13 protein-coding genes and 6 pseudogenes are annotated in these 17393 nt (G+C 68.0%); 7 read left to right on the top strand and 12 right to left on the bottom strand.

Annotated features, from left to right (window positions below; translation table 11 throughout):
• Positions 1-290: 290 nt before the first annotated feature.
• The 4 genes from OHB00_RS49415 to OHB00_RS49400 form a co-directional block, all read right to left on the bottom strand.
• The gene (locus OHB00_RS49415; RefSeq protein WP_406445389.1) at positions 291-497 is read right to left on the bottom strand and encodes a hypothetical protein; all 207 of its coding nucleotides are present in this window, start codon (positions 495-497) and stop codon (positions 291-293) included.
• A 78-nt stretch (positions 498-575) separates the two neighbouring features.
• Complete coding sequence (locus OHB00_RS49410; protein WP_406446340.1) at positions 576-1583, bottom strand: aromatic ring-hydroxylating dioxygenase subunit alpha; 1008 nt, start codon at positions 1581-1583, stop codon at positions 576-578.
• A gap of 135 nt (positions 1584-1718) precedes the next feature.
• Positions 1719-2819, bottom strand: a complete 1101-nt coding sequence (locus OHB00_RS49405) for a hypothetical protein (RefSeq protein ID WP_406445387.1) — start codon at positions 2817-2819, stop codon at positions 1719-1721.
• A 274-nt stretch (positions 2820-3093) separates the two neighbouring features.
• Positions 3094-4179, bottom strand: a complete 1086-nt coding sequence (locus tag OHB00_RS49400; protein ID WP_406445385.1) for a polyprenyl synthetase family protein — start codon at positions 4177-4179, stop codon at positions 3094-3096.
• Positions 4180-4922: 743 nt separating this feature from the next.
• Here OHB00_RS49400 and OHB00_RS49395 point away from each other — a divergent pair.
• Positions 4923-5306 (top strand): annotated as a pseudogene (locus OHB00_RS49395) (transposase); the annotation flags it as partial.
• A gap of 3 nt (positions 5307-5309) precedes the next feature.
• On the opposite strand, the pseudogene OHB00_RS49390 reads toward OHB00_RS49395, so the two are convergent.
• Positions 5310-5584: pseudogene (locus tag OHB00_RS49390) on the bottom strand (transposase family protein); the annotation flags it as partial.
• A 987-nt stretch (positions 5585-6571) separates the two neighbouring features.
• Between OHB00_RS49390 and OHB00_RS49385 the strand changes: the two are divergent.
• The 4 genes from OHB00_RS49385 to OHB00_RS49370 all read left to right on the top strand — a co-directional run bounded on the left by OHB00_RS49385 (position 6572) and on the right by OHB00_RS49370 (position 8649).
• The gene (locus OHB00_RS49385) at positions 6572-6850 is read left to right on the top strand and encodes a hypothetical protein (protein WP_406445383.1); all 279 of its coding nucleotides are present in this window, start codon (positions 6572-6574) and stop codon (positions 6848-6850) included.
• A 766-nt stretch (positions 6851-7616) separates the two neighbouring features.
• The gene (locus OHB00_RS49380; protein ID WP_406445381.1) at positions 7617-7823 is read left to right on the top strand and encodes a hypothetical protein; all 207 of its coding nucleotides are present in this window, start codon (positions 7617-7619) and stop codon (positions 7821-7823) included.
• Positions 7820-8203: a hypothetical protein gene (locus OHB00_RS49375; RefSeq protein ID WP_406445379.1), complete on the top strand. Its 384-nt coding sequence runs from the start codon at positions 7820-7822 to the stop codon at positions 8201-8203. The genes OHB00_RS49380 and OHB00_RS49375 overlap by 4 nt, the downstream gene beginning before the upstream one ends.
• Before the next feature lie 188 nt (positions 8204-8391).
• Positions 8392-8649 (top strand): beta-ketoacyl synthase N-terminal-like domain-containing protein, encoded by a 258-nt coding sequence (locus OHB00_RS49370; RefSeq protein ID WP_406445378.1) that lies wholly within the window; start codon positions 8392-8394, stop codon positions 8647-8649.
• A 111-nt stretch (positions 8650-8760) separates the two neighbouring features.
• Here the strand turns inward: OHB00_RS49370 and OHB00_RS49365 are convergent, their stop codons facing one another.
• Both OHB00_RS49365 and OHB00_RS49360 read right to left on the bottom strand, forming a co-directional pair.
• Positions 8761-8922 (bottom strand): hypothetical protein, encoded by a 162-nt coding sequence (locus OHB00_RS49365; protein ID WP_406445376.1) that lies wholly within the window; start codon positions 8920-8922, stop codon positions 8761-8763.
• A 95-nt stretch (positions 8923-9017) separates the two neighbouring features.
• Complete coding sequence (locus OHB00_RS49360; RefSeq protein ID WP_406445375.1) at positions 9018-9749, bottom strand: dienelactone hydrolase family protein; 732 nt, start codon at positions 9747-9749, stop codon at positions 9018-9020.
• Between the two features lie 586 nt (positions 9750-10335).
• Between OHB00_RS49360 and OHB00_RS49355 the strand changes: the two are divergent.
• Positions 10336-11542 (top strand): annotated as a pseudogene (locus OHB00_RS49355) (NF041680 family putative transposase); the annotation flags it as partial.
• 194 nt (positions 11543-11736) lie between these two features.
• Here the strand turns inward: OHB00_RS49355 and OHB00_RS49350 are convergent.
• Complete coding sequence (locus tag OHB00_RS49350) at positions 11737-13086, bottom strand: ferric reductase-like transmembrane domain-containing protein (protein WP_406445373.1); 1350 nt, start codon at positions 13084-13086, stop codon at positions 11737-11739.
• A gap of 158 nt (positions 13087-13244) precedes the next feature.
• Between OHB00_RS49350 and OHB00_RS49345 the strand changes: the two are divergent.
• Positions 13245-14077 (top strand): annotated as a pseudogene (locus OHB00_RS49345) (IS5 family transposase).
• A gap of 983 nt (positions 14078-15060) precedes the next feature.
• Here OHB00_RS49345 and OHB00_RS49340 read toward each other — a convergent pair.
• From OHB00_RS49340 to OHB00_RS49325, 4 genes and pseudogenes are all read right to left on the bottom strand, one after another.
• On the bottom strand, positions 15061-15657 hold the full coding sequence (locus OHB00_RS49340) for an SMI1/KNR4 family protein (RefSeq protein WP_406445371.1): 597 nt from the start codon (positions 15655-15657) through the stop codon (positions 15061-15063).
• An 84-nt stretch (positions 15658-15741) separates the two neighbouring features.
• Positions 15742-16403 (bottom strand): annotated as a pseudogene (locus tag OHB00_RS49335) (IS5 family transposase); the annotation flags it as partial.
• Positions 16404-16553, bottom strand: a complete 150-nt coding sequence (locus OHB00_RS49330) for a hypothetical protein (protein ID WP_406445369.1) — start codon at positions 16551-16553, stop codon at positions 16404-16406.
• Positions 16554-16886: 333 nt separating this feature from the next.
• Positions 16887-17374, bottom strand: a pseudogene (locus tag OHB00_RS49325) (DeoR/GlpR family DNA-binding transcription regulator); the annotation flags it as partial.
• Between the last annotated feature and the right edge of the window lie 19 nt (positions 17375-17393).

The following is a 17393-nucleotide window of genomic DNA, read 5'->3' as shown; positions in this document are numbered from 1 at the left end:
TCTGATGGATTTTCGGAGGACGCACATTACGGACAGCGCGCCAGATTACGGTCCTCTCCGGCCCGGCATTTCCCTCTATGGGTGTCAGATTCTGGAAAAGCAGTTCCACGCCCTGGCGGCATGCATCGAGGACGCCCAGAAACATTTTTGGCGAACGAGCGTTTGCATTCCTTCCGTACTGCACGGCACGGCACGGCACGCAAGGATGAGCGACGAGATCCAAGGGCCCGAGCTGCGGAGCAGACCACCACAGTCGAGCAGCCTCGGTGTCGTTCGCCTAAGAGAATCCATCAATAGGCGCCTATCTGCCGAAACGCACCCCTGAGGGCGGGCTGCTGCTGCGGGCCCAGGACCGCCTCGGCGGGGAACTGCATCATGTCCGTGAGCTGCTGACGGACGTGCTGAGCGATCAGCGGGAAGGCCGGCACTCCGCCTGCGGGCGCTGTCTGGCTGGTCGCGCAGTTCCCGTGCCGCTTCGGGGCGCTGCCCAGCCGCACCCGGACTGCGCCTGCCCTGCAGAGAAGTGCCGGGACGTCCCGCCAGGGCTGCTGCGGTGAACGGGAAAACCGGCCCGGTCATGAGGCTGCTTCGCCTGAGTCCAGTGGTCCCTGTTCCGCAGCGCTCTCTCGCACCTCTTGCCCGGGGGCTTGGGGATAAAACTGCGTGGCCCACCTGCGGTAGTGCATCACCGGCCCGTCACCTTCGGCGAGCCGGGGGCGGGGCAAGTACCGCTTCGTACTCCAGATCGGGACGTCGCCTCCCTGCTCGGGATAGGTGAACTGCGACGCGTGGAACGATAGGGCGAGCCGTGCGATCAGCCGAGCAGCAGGACCCCGCAGCGGCCGGGGCACAAACCAGGGCCAGGGGACGCGGACGCTGACCGCAAGCCACAAGTGGATCCGCCATGGGGCAACGGGAGTGGGGTTGCCCCAGAACCGGAAGGTGATACCCAACGGCATCCGGGCCTCAGCCATGATGTCCCCCAGCCCGTGCAGGACGATCTTGTAATCCTCTGTCCGCACAGTCCCCAGGCCGGGGACACGGATCGTCAGGCGCAGAACGGTCCGGCAGGACGGGCCGTCCTCGGTCGGCGGGAAGGGGGCGCTGGCCGCGGCGGCGATGCCGCCGTGAAGGGTGGCGACGTGTCCGGTGTCGAAGACGTTCTCGCCGATCTCCTGAGGATGTCCGGCGAGCTCGGTGACCGAGCAGACCGGGGCTGTGTACCCGTCGTACGGCAGGTCGGGGATCTCCCAAGTGGGAGGAGCGCCGTCGCGGTGGTACCAGACCCAGATCAGGCCCGTCGCCTCCCGCACAGGCAGCACCGTCAGGGAGATTTTCGGTGTCTTGCCGTCGTAGGTGGTTCGTGTGCAGGCGCCATCGGGACCGTAGGCGAACTTGTGGAAGGGACAGACGAGGTCCTCGCCCTCCACCGTGCCTCCCCGCCCCAGGTGGGCGCCCAAATGCGGGCAGTAGGGGCGGATTGCGTGTAGGAGGCCGCTGCGGGTGCGGTACAGAACCACGTCCTGCCCTGTCAGCTTCCGGGTGATGACCCCGCCCGTCCTGACGGCGGAGGAGGGGCCCATGCAGAACCAGCTGTCAGGGTCAGGGAGCGGGCTGTCGCCGTCCGTATATGCGGGCGATGCTGGGTGGGAGCGGATGTGGTGCGTGCGGATTGTGGACCAGAACATGGCCTTCCTCCCTTGAAGCGAAGCCGTCGGTCACACCTGCAGGTTGTCCCACCACCAGGAGAGCGTGGGGTATGGCAACGGGTCTGCGCGCCTGGTGGCCGGTTCGTCGGCCCAGTCGATGGGGTCCTCGTTGTAGAGGAGTTCGGGGACTTCGGCCCGGCTGGCGTGGTTGTGGTAGCGGGTCACCCGCATACCCCAGTCGGCATTTCCTCTGATGGCGTGCCCGAGATCATCCAGGTATTGGCGCAGTGCCGGGCCGGCTACGGGCCGGATATGGTCGCGCAGTTCCAGGAACCGCAACATGATCCGGTCGCGGATCGCGACCGCTTCCCCAACTGCCTGCTCCAGCGGCAGGCTGTGAGCGCGCGCCACGACGGTGGCGAAATTCTGGTCGGCCAGGTTCCGGTGTACATCTTTGGGCAGTGAGTGCCGGTCGTTGTCCATCGCGGCGATCGTTCCGGCCATTTCGGTGAGAGCCTGCACCGCTGCGGAGTCCATCTCCTCCGGTGGCACCTCGATGCCGTTGGCGATCTCCGTCCACCCGATGGTGAGTGCTCCGGCGCACGAGCCAAGCCGCATCCCGAAGTAGCCGTTCAGGTCTGGGGTCTGCCCTGCCGCCCGGTTCCCGATCTGCCACTGCACTCCGAACAGCCAGCGGCGGTGGTTGTCGATCAGCCTCCGCTGGTGGGTGGTGGTGGACAAGGCCCGGGTCCGTCGCCCGATGTCGCAGAGGGCCGCCTTGTACGGGTCGGTGGACAGCGACGGTGCCGCGACGGCGGACAGTGAGGTCTCCCAAACGCGCTGTACTTCCCCGGCGTAGATACCGAAGGCACCCGGGTCGTGGCTCATCGGCCCCTCGTCGCAGAACGCATCGTCGAACGCGAACGCCCAGTACACCCACAGCGCGTATACCAGCAGCCCCTCGGCAGTGCTCGCAGGGGCGAAGCGGGCACAGAAGTCGGCAGAGCGGGTGGCGAGGAGCCAGGTGCGTTCCGCTTCGTTCCGGCAGAAGCCGAACGCGTCGATCCACTCGGTGCACAGCTGCTCGACGGCTTTTGCTTCGGGGTGGCGGCCCCCCTCGATGGGGCAGTAGAAGGGCGGGATGGCCAACCTTGCGTCGTCGTACGTCATGGGAGAGCCCTTCCGGTCATGAGGAACGCTCCGAGCGTCGTGAGGTCGGCCGTAGGCAGGCCTGCCTCATCGACGGGGGTCAAGGTCTTGTGCCGCCGGTTCCGCATCACCTCCTCCACCGGGTCTCGCCCCGACGGCAGGGCAGGTCCTGCTCAAACAGTTGGCCGTCCGTTTCACCGGGCGGGTCGCGGCGGAGCTCCAATTGCGCGGACGACGCCAGAGAGCGCGGGGGGCGGCCGGCAGGACGCTGCGGCGAGTGGCGGAGGTGGAGTGGTCATGAGGTCCTCGCGGTGGCGGTATCGGCTAGCTGTCGCAGGGCAGCGGTGGCGGCCGGCGGGCACGGTGCCGCATCTAGCGCGCGCACGGCCTGCGCGCGCCGAACGTTGATCATCCGTTCCAGCTCGTCCCGTGCACCGCTGGAGATCAGCACCTGGCGGATGCGATCGGCTCCGGCCCCATCCAGCTCCGGGTTGCCCAGCAGGGTCTGCAGCGTGCTCCGCTGGCCAGGAGATGCGCGCTGCAGTGCGAGGGCGATCAGGACGGTGTGTTTGCCATCGCGCAGGTCGTCGAGGCAGGGCTTGCCGGTGGTTGACGGATCGCCGAACACGCCCAGGATGTCGTCGCGCAGTTGGAAGGCCTCGCCGAGGGGAAGGGCGTAAGCACTCAGTGTTTCGTGCATCGCGGGCGGTGCACCGGCGAGGGCGGCTCCGATGTGCAGGGGCCGCTCGACGGTGTACTTGGCCGTCTTATACCGGACGATCTGCCACGCGCGATCCACGTCGCACGTGGGGCGGCCGGCAGCGGTGACGTCTAGGTACTGGCCGTACATCACCTCGGTGCGCATGACATCGAGCAGCGGCAGCACGGCGGCCAGTTGGCTGGAGGTGAGTCCGGCGTTGTGCAGGAGCTCATCCGACCAGGCCAAGGCGAGATCGCCGATGAGGATGGCTGAGCTGGTACCGAGGCGCTCGGCGGAGGGCGCGTTGTGGGAGACATCCTGGTGGCGGGCGAGGCGGCGGTGGACAGTTGGGGCACCCCGGCGGCTGTCGCTGTTGTCCATGATGTCGTCGTGAATAAGGGCGAAGGCATGGAACATCTCCAACGACGCGGCGGCTTTGAGTACGAAGGCGGGAGTGTCGTGGCCTCCGGCGGCCTGCCAGCCGATCACACACAGCAGGGGCCGTAGCCTCTTTCCGCCAGCAGCCAGGAAGTCGCGCAGGGTCAAGACGACCTCGGCGGGCATCCGCAGGTCCGTGGCCGTGCGGGTCTTGCACCGTAAGAAGTCGTCCAGGACCGTGGCGACCCATCTGCGGATGGCGGCCGACTGGGGCGGTTCGGCGATCACGGCGGTGCCGGTCATGTGCCCTCACTCTCCTCCGGGCATCGTGGCGATGTCGGCGCCGCAACGGCAGATCCGGTAGTTGCTGCAGAAACCCCGAGTCGCCCTCGCGCGCCCCGCCGGGGCCGTTAAACCACGCCGCCCATGACCACCAGGAGAAGGAGCGCGGGAAGGCATCCAAGGCGGCTTTATAAGACGGCCGGTGGTGGCGGTCGACTGGCTGACAGCCGCACGCGGGAACAGCTCTTCAGACGGCAGGGCGTGCAGCGGATCCGGCCCCCTCACCCCACCAGAACCGGGACGTCGTCACCAGCCCCCGGGCCGCCGGTTGACTCCGCCTGCACCTCAGCTCATGTTCCCGGCCAGACACCCTCTCGACAGCGCGGGCGTCACCAGCAGCACGCGGAGGCGTAACGGGGTGCACATGGCCATGAGGGAACCCATCCCTTCATCTGGGACCAAGACATATCCGAAGGATCCCCTCGGGATCCGTTGCTCGACAGGCGCATTGTGGGGGCAGACGACGCACGCAACTCCTACGGCTAAGAGCCGAGGCCCAGTTCGTACCCCCGCGACCAAGTCCGTGTCTCCCTGCGGTAGCGCGCGCCCCCTCAGCTGGAGAAGGGTAAATCTAACGGCGGATCCGACGATCACGGGAGAGGCGTCAAGTGACTGACAGCGCCGTGGAGTTGGAAACTGTGGAGCCTGTCGAAAGTGCCAAGCCCGGGCAGCTTGCGCCCGTGTCCGATGAGCAACTGGTCGCGATGCTGGTGGCGCGTGCCCGGTCGGAGGGGCTGCAGCTGACCGGGCAGGGTGGGCTGCCGCAGCAGCTGACCGAGCGGGTTTTGGAATCTGCCCTGGAAGGTGAGATCACCGACCACGTCGGCTACGAGAAGCACGATCCGGCCGGGAAGAACAACAGCAACAGCCACAATGGCACGCGGTCCAAGACTGTGCTGACCGATGTCGGGCCGGTCGAGGTGAAGGTGCCGCGTGATACGGCCGGCAGCTTCGAGCCGCAGATCGTCAAGAAGCGGCAGCGGCGCCTGACCGGGGTGGACGAGATAGTGCTTTCCTTGTCCGCGAAGGGACTCAAGCACGGCGAGATATCGGCTCATCTGGCCGAGGTGTACGGCGCCCAGGTGTCCAGCGCGCACCGCTTGGGCGAGGCCGGGGGCAAGGGCGGCCAGCAGTTCGACGGCCTCGCTCACGTACCGGTAAACGGTACTGAGGCTGATGCCGAACCCTGTGGTCAGCTGGGCGTAGTGTGTCCGCATCGCAGGTGGGCCAGGACCAGCAGAGCCTGCCGGCCCGTTCCGAGCCGGCGCCACCGTGTTCCGCGTTCACGCCGCAGGGCTGTCAGTTTCCCGGCCAGGAACCGCAGGGCTGAACTGGACAGATCCAGTCCCGATGGATAGACCAGCATGCGAAGCTCCGGGCGGACAGGTTGATCTTGGTCGACAACTCGTCTACCAGGAGCTTCACTTCGTCACGCACACGGTGCCCCGCTGCCATGCGGCCTGACCTGGGACGGGGGGCTTCGCACCGGTCTTCGGAGCGCAGGCAGCGGAAGCGCCACCCGTCGTCCCAGACCGAACTCCTCGGCCTCGTCGTCACTGACGACCGCAACTGCTCCTGCAGGGACCCCGGGCAGAGTGGCCACGCGGGACGCCACCGCCAGCAGAACCCTCTCTGGGGGTCCAGGCGAAGGCGGCGGCGACGAGCTTGGGTTCCATGGTGTTCACCAGGTCGACGAGGCACGCATGCCGTCGCAGTTGCCCGCACTCGCGGCAGGTCCGCGGGGGCTGCTTGTCCTGTCGGGGCCGGGAGCAATGTCCGCACCAGCCCGTCTCCTCGCGGAGATGTCCCTGCTTGCCGCAGCGAGGGCAGGGCTGCCGGTCGGCGAGCCGCTCGGCCTTTCGCCGGCAGACTCCGCAAAGCCGGTTATGGGCCGCACGGACGGGATGGCCGCACTGATCGCAGACGCGCGAGCAGGTGATGCACCGCCCGGTGCCCTCCTGAAGGACCCGGTCCTTGCCGCAGGACGGACACACCGCCTTCGCTGCCTGCTCCTGCATCCCGCGCCAGCACTGGCAGCAGTGCTGGCGGTCGCGATAGCCGACCGGGGCTCCGCAGACAATGCAGTCACGTTGCTTCTTGCCCACTGCGGTGCCCGCCTTTTACGCGGCCCCGGCCGCCGGCCTCGCGTGACCTGACCGGCCTGCTGCCGTTCGACTGTGCGGGGCCGGCAGGACCGCCCTCCTCGGGAACGTCGGCCCGGTGTGCCGCACCCCCGGTCGCCGCATGCCGCCCACGCCCACCCTGGGGTCCGTCGGGCTCCTGCGGTGGCGGCGGCGGAGCCGGGTACGGCCCGCAGGCCTGCGCTGCCGGAGCCGGGATCTACACAATGCCCGTGATCTTCATCGCGGATGGCCAGTCCGTCTATCAACTCAGCGAGAAGTTCGGGCAGTCCGACCTTGCCGTCTGGATCATCCTGGTTGTGATCTGGGTCAGGACAGCCGACTGGAGGCAGCCGTCCGTGGCTCAGGGCGAGGACCCGGAGCGCCTGCAGCAGGTCGGCCGCAAACGGTCGCGCTGGATGGCGGTGTCTCTCGTCGCCATTGCGCTTCTGTGGCCCGTTCTCGGCTTCTTCTTCCTCCTCAACTTCGCCTGCGACTTCGCCTCCTGCTAGCCCATGATGCTCGCGCGGGCGACTGCCCGCAGCACCTGTTCTGATCCTGTGCAGGTACCAGGCGTGCGTGTTCCGGCGGCCGGTCGGGGGCAGGCGCGAGGTCCCGGCGGCCGTCCGGTGAGAAGTGCATAGGTCTACCTGGCGGCACATGACAGCCAAACAGGACAATGGCCACCATCGCAGGGCAGGCCGCCGAAGGGTGGGGCCGGTCGCGGTACTGCGGGAGACCGCGGTCGGAGGGGATGTCGTGGTGGGGGCGTCAGGACGGCGCCGGTGACCGGAGAGCCGACGGCATCGCTGATCGCGCGCGGCGGCCGCCTACCAGCTGCCCGTCAAGGTCGTGCTGGGCCTGTGGATGTGCCAGGGCGCGCCCGTACGGCACGCGGCGGGCGGATGGGCGCGGGCCTCCGCGGAGCTGATACCGAACGCGGCCGGCCGTAACGTGCTCACCGCTGTGTGCGGCGTCGAGGCGCCGGTCCTGGCGCGGGCTCTTCCCGCATTCGCCGACGACGGCTCCGACAGCGGGCGACACGGGCCGCCTCCGGCCGGCGGGAAGCGGCCGGGGAGTGCGTAACAGCTGACCTAGCCCCAACGGGTACCGCGTCGGAGCAGGGAGGGCGCGACGGAAGGGCTTCGTACGAGGCTCCGGTCCGGGCCCAGGTCGGTGCGAGCACACACACCAGCTACGCCGCACTTCCCCTCCCCGCTCTTAGGTCCGCACCTGATTCGGTACTGCGATCGGTACCGAATCAGGTACCTTGGGGCCATGCCTGCACTCAATGTGGAATTCACCGAGGACGAGATGACGCGGCTGCGTGAGCGGGCGGCGCTGACGGGGCGGAGTCTGAAGCAGCATGTCCACGACGTGACCGTCCAGGAGGCCGACCGCATCTCCTTCGTGGAAGGAGCGGTCGCCGAGGCCGCCCGGATCCTGCCCGGCGTCACGGAGCGCTTCCCCGAGGGACAGCGGTGAGCCCGATCATCCGCGTCGACGTCGGCTGGGTCCTGCAGATCCAGTCCGCGATCTCCCCGCTGAACGTGCCCATCACGGACTGGGGAGCCCTGAGCTTCATGGCCGACCGCCATCAGTTCGAGCGGGAGCGCGGCGTCCTCTACTACGAGGAGACCGCCGCCCGCGCGGCGACCTTCCTGCACAGCGCGCTGCTGCTGCGCCCTTTCGCCGACTACAACCTGGTCATCGGGTGGGCCTGCACCAGCCAGTACATGCACGTCTCCGGCCAGCCCCTGCAGGCCAAGGACGAGGACCTGTACACGCTGGCCCAGGCGGTCCGCGGGCAGGAAGCCGACCTGCGGACCGTCGCGCAGCACCTGGAGTCCTGGCGCACTCTGTGACTCTGGCGCATTTCCGGTGGAACCATCACCCTCCTGCGCGCCCTGCTCGTCCTCGCAAACGCCGAGGTCCACAGGTGGCAGACGATCTCCCGAAGAAGATCACGCCCCAGATCGGCGCGAGTACATCACCGCGACCTCACACCAGCCCCGTGACCTGCGGAATCAGGATGAAAAACTTCCACTGAACCTTGAGTGGCCGCGGCCCCAACTCCGTCGTGAGCAGCGCGTGCGTGTCCGGTATGTCGGCGATCGGCACCGCGATGGACCTGCTGCGCGCCGGACGGTGGGGCGTGGCCCTCGCCGCGGTCGCTGAGTCCGCGCGCTGCACGGATCTCGCCTCGGCGTCCCGCCTGTTCGACACCGACCGGGCTGGCTTCGTCCTGGACGAGGAGCCGCCGTACTCGTCCTCGAACGGGCCGGGGATGCGCGGGTCCACGGCCGGCTGAGGCGCGAGATCTTGGTGAGGGGCTGGCCGTAGATGAGGACGAGCAGGCCGACGACGCGGTCGACGGTGTCGATGGTGTCGTCGTGAAGGAAGCGGTGGCCAGACGCCACCGTTAGTCGTCTGGCAGGGAGCGGCGCGGCTTGTCGCTGGGCACGGGCGGGAAGTCGACGGAGCGGCGGATGTGGCTGCGCCGGGCGGCCCACAGGACGAAGCCGCGGGCCTTGTACCGCACCCCGGTGCCGTCGGAAAGATAGGCGTCGATGTCCTTGAACACGGTCGCATCCCGGTACGCCGCCAGTGCACCCTTGCGGCCACGCTCCCACCGGGCACAGATCCCGATCGGCGCGTCACGGCGTACAGGCGGCGGTATCAGCCAAGGTGCCGGGTGAAGAACCGGAGCGTGCTGTCTGTCTCGAAAGCCGGAACCTCACCGTGCTTGCCGGGATTGGCGTGCAGCGTCTTCTCGGTTGAGGCGAAAGCGTCGAACAGTGCCAGGCTCTGGGGCCGCGGCACTCGTTCATCGTCCCACTGCACGAGGAACTCCACCGGAACGGTAATCCGCGCGGCGGTCTCGGCTGAGACCTCAGCACCGCCCAGGCCCAGCACCGCCGCCCGAACCCGAGACTCGGCGGCAACAAGCGGGACACCGATCACGCAGCCCAGCGACACCCCCCAGTAGCCAACTGGGCCAACGCCAACCTGATTGAGCTTCTGGACCGCGTTGAGAACTGTCTGCCATTCCGGCACGATCTGGCGGACAACGAGCGCCTGGAAGCCGGCGATCAGCGGGGCCAGTCCCTCACCGGCGTCAAGCCGGGCCTCGTACTCCGTCGCTATCCGGGTGAACTCCTTATGTTCCGGCCGGTCACCGTGGCTGGGCGCATCAACCGCCACCACGGCGAAACCGCACTCGGTCACGAAACGGCGCGCACGGTACACGATGTCAGGGGCCTTCTTGTTCTGACCGCCGCCATGCCCCATGGCAATCAGGGGGCGGGTCCCGTCGGCACCTTGAGGAGTCCACAGCACGCCAGGGATGTCGCCGAGGAGGAAGAGCTGTTCGAAGACACCGTCGGACGACGTCTCAGAGGTAATGCGCATAGCGTTTTGGGCCTTTCGAGGTGCCTGCGACGGGTGCTTTCGAGTGTGTTGCGCCGTAAATCACGAGCAACTTGCTAATGCGGCATCAGGCAACGGTCACCTTGTTCACGACCTTAGAGCTCATAACACGATCTTGTCGCGGTGCCCTGACTGGGCGTGACCGGTACGACGATTCTGCCGCTCGTGAGGTGTGAGGAACCGGCCATGGATCGTGGACGACGACTTGTGGGCGCTGATCGGGCCGCCACTGCCGCCGTGGCCGCAGAAGGCACCTGGTCCGAAGCACCACCCTGCCGTCGAGCGCCCCGGGCCGCAGATGCGGGCCGTCCTCGGCGACGGTGAGCGCGCGGTGCGCGGTGAGCGCGGGGACGCCGAGCGAGGCGCCGACGTCGAAACCGGTCTCGTCGGGCAGCGGCACGGCCCGATCGGCGGGTACGACGGTGAACTCGGCGGCGGTGCCGATGGGCCGCCCGGCAGCGGCCATGAACAGCCACACACGCTGACCGACCCGGCTCTGGTCGCCCCCCCCTCACCGACGGCGTCGATCGTGCCGGCGCCGGCTTCGCTGGGCACGACCATGTCGGCTGTGCTGGCCGGTCTGCCGATGCCGCGGGCCGCTGACGGCCGCCTGGTCCTGGCGGTCGACGTCAGCACCTGGCTGCGCCCCCGACGCTCCGACCAGCGCGGACCGCTTGTTCTGCCACGTCTACGGTCGCAGCGGACGATCCTCGGATCAGTTCATCCCCGGCCGGCCGTACTCGTGTGTCGCCGCCCTCGAATCGGGCCGGACATCCTGGTGCCAGCTCCTGGACGCCGTCCGTCTCAGGCCCGAGGACGACGCCACCGAGGTCAGCGCCGCCCAACTCCGCCGCGTGGTCGAGGACCTGATCGAGATGGGCCGCTGGCACGTCGGCGACCGCGGCATCCTCATCGTCTTCGACGCCGGCTACGACGCCCCGCGCATGACCCACCTCCTGGCCGGCCTCCCGGTCGAGGTGCTGGGACGGATGCGCTCCGACCGCGTCATGCGACGGCCCACGCCCACGCTCAAGGAGTACGCCCTGGCCTACCCGCAGGGCGGGCGGCCGCCGAAGCACGGCAAGGAGTTCCGCTTCGCCAAGCCGGACACCTGGGGTGGGTCGGACGAGGCAACCGCGCAGGTCACCGACCGGTACGGCACCGCCCGCGCGATGGCCAGGGACCGCATCCACCCCCGCCTGACCACCCGCTCCGCATGGATCGACCACACCGGCGAACTCCCCATCATCGAGGGCACGCTGATCCGCCTCCAGGCCGACCGCCTGCCCGCCGGAGGCGACCCGCTCCCGCTCTGGCTCTGGTCGTCCGCCACCGACCTGAACAGCGAAGACGTCGACGCACGCTGGCAGGCGTTCCTGAGGCGATTCGACATCGAGCACCTCTTCAGGCTGATGAAACAGACCCTCGGGTGGACCCGGCCGAAGCTGCGGACCACCGAGGCCGGCGAGCGCTGGACCTGGCTGATCATCGCCGCGCACACCCAGATCCGCCTCCCGCGCGGGGCAGCCGCCGACCTGCGGCGGCCGTGGGAGAAACCCGCCGAGCCCGGCCGACTCACCCCCGCCCGAGTCCGCCAGGGGTTCAGAAACCTCCGCCCACATCTCACCTGTCCGGCCCGTGCACCCAAACCCTCAACAACCGGCCTTGAAAGGCCACTTGGCTCCAAGAACCGGGGGCCCGCCACCCGCTACGGCGTCGGGAAGACAAGCAGACGACCCAAAAGCATCATCGAGCGGGACAGCCTCAGAGGTTAAGGGACAAGCTGAGAAGGAAAAGGATGCGCACAGGTGCCCCGGAGCGGATCGGCCACCTTGCCGCCCAGGCCTGGATGCGCGTCCGTGGCATGCCGATGCTCCCTGTGGACACAGAGCACTCTCGTCGCCGGGTGGATGGGATCGGTGGAGGACCGATCGGACTCGACGGTTGGCCCGTGTCGGCAGGCGGCTCATCAGCGGAAGGCGAAGTGCTCCGCGTGCAGGTGGTGCCGGGGGACGCCCTTGCGGTGGAGGGCGCGAGTGAGGTTTTCGACCATGGAGGCGGGGCCGCAGAGGAAGACGTGGGTGTCGGGGGTTATCGGTCCGGCCTGGGCTTGGATCCTGTCGGCGGTCAGGCGGCCGTCGCTGCGGCTGAACGTTGGGTGGAGCCGGATCTCGGGGCGGTGTGCTGCGGTCGCGGTGAGTTCTGGGAGGAACGGCGCATCGTCGGCGGTAGGGGCACAGTAGAAGAGGTCGGTGCTGGGCAGCGCTTCACCAGGGTAGGTGAGCCAGCCGAGAAAGGGAGCGATGCCGATGCCCCCGGCGATCCAGATCTGGCGGGGTCCGCCGAGGGTGTGGTCGAACATGCCGTAGGGGCCCTTGAGGGTTGCGGGGACTCCTTCGCGTATGTCCGCGTAGAGCTTGCGTGTGTCGCGGCCCAGGGCACGGATGGTGAGGCGTACCGAGCCGTCGGCCTGCGTTCCCGCGACGCTGAAGGGGTGTTCGTGCCAGCCGCCGACCCGCAAGTAGACGAACTGACCACCCGTCACGGGGAGCGCGGTCCTGCTGGTGGGCGTGAGGGTGAGGTCGAGGATGTCAGGTGTGGGCCGCTCGACACGGTGGATGGTGTAGTCGGCCCGGGGCTCTTTGTGGCGCAGTACCAGTTCGTCGTAGGCGTAGGCGACCATGCCGATGGTGGCCATGGTGACGTAGATCGCCAGGAGGGGTGTGGATCCGCCGATGATGAGGTCGAGGAACCAGCCATGGAAGAGCGCCGACAGGAGCAGCAGGCCGGTGAGGCGGTGCAGGAACAGCCAGCGCTCATAGGGCAGCCGGATGATGCGGCCGACCTGGCCGAGTGAGATGACGACGAGCAGGAACAGTCCGACGGCGGAGACGAGTCCGAGGAGGTGGCCCATCCCCACCAACGCGGCCTGGTGGCCGTAGCCGTATTGACTCCCGTCGAAACCGGAAGCACCGTGCAGGAAGATGTGGGGGATGAGCAGGAGCTGGGACCATATGGCGTACTGCTTGTGCTGACGGTACATGCGGTCCAGGCCGCCGAACCATTGCTCCAGCCACTTGAGGCGGGTGGCCAGCACCAGGGTGCAGGACATCAGGTACGCGGACAGGACGCCGGCGAACTCACCGACCAAATAGACGGTGCTGAGGCCCTCGGGCCTGAGCCGGTCCCAGGCCAGGGAGAGCACCACAGCTCCGGCCGCGACGGCCAGAGGTCCGGCACGGCGTTTCTTCAGGCGAGTGTCCAGGGGAGCACGCGCGATGTGGACGGCGAATATCGCTATCGCGATCAGAAGAGGCATCGGCTGACTCTCGGGTGGTTGGCGGTGCGGACCAAGGAGCGCTGGAGTAAGTCCGGGCGAGGGCCCGGCGGATCATCCGGTCGCGACCTAAACGCGTGTTCGGGTCCAGGCGGCTAGGGTCTGTCGTCAAATGATCTTGGGTGGTGGATCACGGTCGGGTGATACGTCGCCATGAACTGTCGGATGTCGAGTGGGAGTTCGTCCGCCCTCTGCTGCCTCGGTCGGAGCGAGGGCGGAAGCGGCTGGACGACCGGACGGTCATCAACGGGATCGTCTGGAAGCTCCGGACGGGCACGGCCTGGAGAGACGTGCCGGAGCGATACGAATCCTGGGCCACGCTGCATACCCGCTTCCGGCGATGGGCCGGGGACGGCACCTTCGAGTGGATGCTCCGGGAAGCCCAGGCGCGGGCGGATGCGGCCGGTGGGATCGACTGGCTCGTGTCGGTCGACTCCACCATCGTCCGAGCTCCCCAGCACGCCGCCGGAGCCCGAAAGGGGGGCTTCGAAACCCGGCACTCGGCCGCTCCAGAGGTGGGCTGACCAGCAAGATTCATCTGGTCTGCGATGCCGCCGGCCGACCGCTCGCCTTCGTTCTCACTGGCGGGAACACCAACGACTGCACCCAGTTCACCGCCGTGATGGAGGCGATACGGGTGCCCCGCATCGGTCCCGGCAGACCCCGCGTACGGCCCGATCACGTCCTGGGAGACAAGGGCTACAGTTCGAAGGCGATCCGGGCCTGGCTGCGGCGCCGGGGTTTCACGCACACCATCCCGGAACGAGCCGACCAGATCCACAACCGGGCCCGTCGCGGCAGCCTCGGCGGACGCCCCCCGACAGTCGATCGCGAAATCTACAAGCATCGCAACGTCGTGGACCGGTGCTTCAACCGCTTGAAGCAATGGCGCGGCATCGCGACCCGCTATGACAAGACCGCCGAGTCCTACCAGGCGGCCGTCACCCTCGCCGCACTGCTGATGTGGGCGTGACACTTTGACGACAACTCCTAGGACTCCCCTGCCGCCTATAATATTGGCTACACTGTATCCTTTTCTTTCGGCTTCAGTCCAGCCCCGACCCCATCGCGACACCTGGGAACCGGAGTAGCCACCGCCGCGCCGATGCGGCCACAGGCCGCACGGGCGGCGGCGTCAATCCGGGGGCGTCGTCCTGGATGCCGCTCGCCGCTCACGCGGACGGGTTGGGCACATCGGACACCGTGATGATCCTCGGGGTGACCGGAGCGGCTGGTGGCCTCGCTGTGCAGAACGCCGGAGCGTTCGGCGTGCGGCGCGTGATCGGCGTGGGCCGCGGTGGCGACAGCCTCAAGCGTGTGGCCGGGCTGGGCGCCGAAATGATGGACAGAGTTTGCAGCTGTCCGTTGTCCGCTCCGACGTCGCCGTTTCGTAGGCGAGAGCCGCGTGCTTGTTCTCGACGGACAGGACGGGTTGCATCAGGGTGAGGAACGGGGCGTTCCTTGAGTCGGGTGATGTTCGTGCTCCGGTTAGTTTTGGCACAAGTTAGATGTGTAATTCAGCAGTAGGGCTCCTTGACGTCGCTTTAACTGCGGCGACGATGATCGCGCGGCATGTGGCCCAGCGGCCCGCCGTACGCGTTCCCTCAGGCCGACGTCGCAGGCAGGGCTGCCGGTCGGCGAGGCCGGCAGCACCAGCCCCGAACCCGACGGAGTCCCACTGCCATGGGCGGCTGGTCCGACCGTTCCTGGCTGCGCTTCAGCCCGCGCGTGGTCGGTCCAGGGGCGCGCATGCCGGCCGGAAACCGACTGGGTGATTTCCCGAACAACACGAAGGAGCAGCAATGGTCGGTTCCCACGTGCACCTCGCACAGCGTCCAGTCATTCCCGGTTTTCACCCCGACCCGAGCGTCTGCCGAGTCGGCGGCATTTAGAGGTCGTCTCGTTTGGTTTGTTTTTCGCGTTGGAGCGTCATCCAGTTGCTGCGGTGGGACGGGCTTACATGCCGCGTTCCGGGCCGCTCCAGGACTCTGGACGTTCGGCGGCAGTCATCGGGAGCCTGCGTAGTTGCACCGGGCCGGGGTAGAAGGCGGAGCTGTTGGGGCCAGCCATGTCATCGCCGATGAGGTAGCGGTAGAGCCATTCGGCGAAGCTCATGCGGTGCTGCGACCAGCCGCCTCCCCCGTCCTCGACGAGGAGCCATGAGGTGTCAGACGCAGCAATGAGGAAGATCGTCTCTCCTCGGTCGGTACTCGCGATCGGCCACAGGCCGTCGCGGGTGCCGAAGCTCAGCTCCTTGAGTCCGAACAGCAGGCGAGGGTCCTCGTCCGCGTCGAGGTCGTCCAAGGACACCTCGGACCAGGCTCGGACCGTATCCCGTATTCGCTGGCCCAAGTTCCACCGCTCGGTCGCCGGGTGGGAGAGGAACAGATGGCCGTTGAGCTCGATCGGAGCGTATGCATCGACGAGAACCTGATAGTCGGACGGCAGTCGTACGTCGAACTCTGCGTGGAGTCGGTCCCACGCCGACGGGTCCGCATAGCGGTTCTGAGCCGGTCCGAGCATCGCCATCACGGCGGCCAGATAGTCAGGCACGGGCTACCTCGCTGGTGTACTCACACGGCCTCGGCGCGAAGAAGCAGTCCGAGGCCCGGGTGGGGCATCTGGTCACGCCATGGATCATCTCAGCCTCGGCACCGCCTTCGGCCAGGCCACCAGCCTGCGGTAACAGATCAGGGTTGCGGCGATGCCAGCGAAAGCCAGGAAGTGCGCGGCCTTGCCCTCGTAGCGGCGGTGCAGGCGGCGACACCCGGCCAGCCACGCCACCGTGCGCTCCACTGTCCAGCGGTGGCACCCCAGTCGCCGGGAGGACTCGATGCGCCTGTGCCGACAGCGCAGCCGCCGTCGCAGATGCTCGTAGTCGCACCCCTTGTCGGCATGCAGCTTTGCGGGCCGGCGTCGACGCGGTCCACGGCGCGAGCGGATGGGCGGGATGCCGCGAACGCGGGGTTGCAGGCCCTGGCTGTCGTGCATGTTTGCGGCAGAGATCCTGATGGAGAGGGGCAGTCCAGTCCTTTCAGTGATCAAGTGGATCTTTGATCCCTTCTTTCCGCGATCTACGGGATTCGGACCCGCAAGGTCCCCCGTTTCGTTGCTCGTATGTTCACCGAGTCGATTGCGCACCGCGACCAGTCCAACTTGCCGCGGGCGCCGAGCTCGTCCAGGACCAGGCGGTGGAGCTTGCCCCACACCCGTGCCCGGCTCCACTCGGTAAACCGCCGGTGTGCGGTAGGCCCCGACGGGCCGAAGACCGGCGGCAGCTGCCGCCACGTACAGCCAGATCATGGTCGGTGCTGGGTGCCGTCGCGGTACGCGGTGTAGGGGAGTTGGCCGGCTTGGAGGGCGGCGAAGTCCGCATGGGCCTGTTCGACGGCTTCTGGATGCGCCTCGCGCTTGGCATGCCCGGCGAGCGCTCGCTGGATGCCGGCCACCGAGGGGGGGTCCGCCCCTTGCGCTCGCCGTTAGGGATGATCAGGCCAGGCTGGATCTGCTCCACGGCCTCCCCGCGCCCGGCCCCGTCGCAACGGGGTGACTTCCGCTGTTGAGTGAGAACGAGTTGTGCGAAACACGCCGGAGCCGCAGGGTCTTCCGGGCCTACGGGTGATCTTGCTCCGGCGAAGGACCATTTGTGCGAACTGCCCTGCGAGGGCTGGGCGTTGGCGAGCACCAGGGTGTCCTGGCGTGATCGTCTCTCCCGGCGTGCCAGGCGGCTGTCCGTTACGTCGGCCGTTGCGTGCGGGTGGTGTGCTCGCACGGCATTGTGGTCAGACGGTTGCGACGACGGTGCCGGCGCCTTCGAGCGCGGTCACCTCGTCGGTGGATACGGTGATGTCGGTGACGAGGGTGTGCAGGAGTGTGGTGGGGCCGACGTAGACGTAGGCGATGTGGCCGAGCCTGCCGCCGTCCGAGGCGACGATGGTGCGGCGAGCGGAGGAGATGCTCGCTTTTTCACCGCGGCGTCGTCGAGGTCGTAGGCGGTCAGGCCGTCGGCCGCGCTCAGTCCGCAGCAGCCGATGACGGCGGCGTCGAAGCGCAGGGCGGCCAGGAAGGTGAGAGTGAGGGGGCCGGTGAGGGCCCCCTCGGCGGCACGGGGTTGTCCGCCGGGCACCACCAGCGTGGCCGGCCCGGGTGTCTCGCCGAGCAGGTGGATGGTCAGCAGGGACAGGGGCATCACGGTGATGGGCCGCTCGCGTAGGAGGCGGGCGCCCTCCAGGCAGGTGGTGCCGCTGTCCAGCAGGACGCTCTCGCCGTCGCCGCCTTCCCTTCACCGA

It is taken from the genome of Streptomyces sp. NBC_00631, assembly GCF_045206895.1.
Classification (GTDB): Bacteria; Actinomycetota; Actinomycetes; order Streptomycetales; family Streptomycetaceae; genus Streptomyces.
Note: the sequence above shows the minus strand (reverse complement) of the source record. Positions and strands in the feature narration are given on the sequence as shown.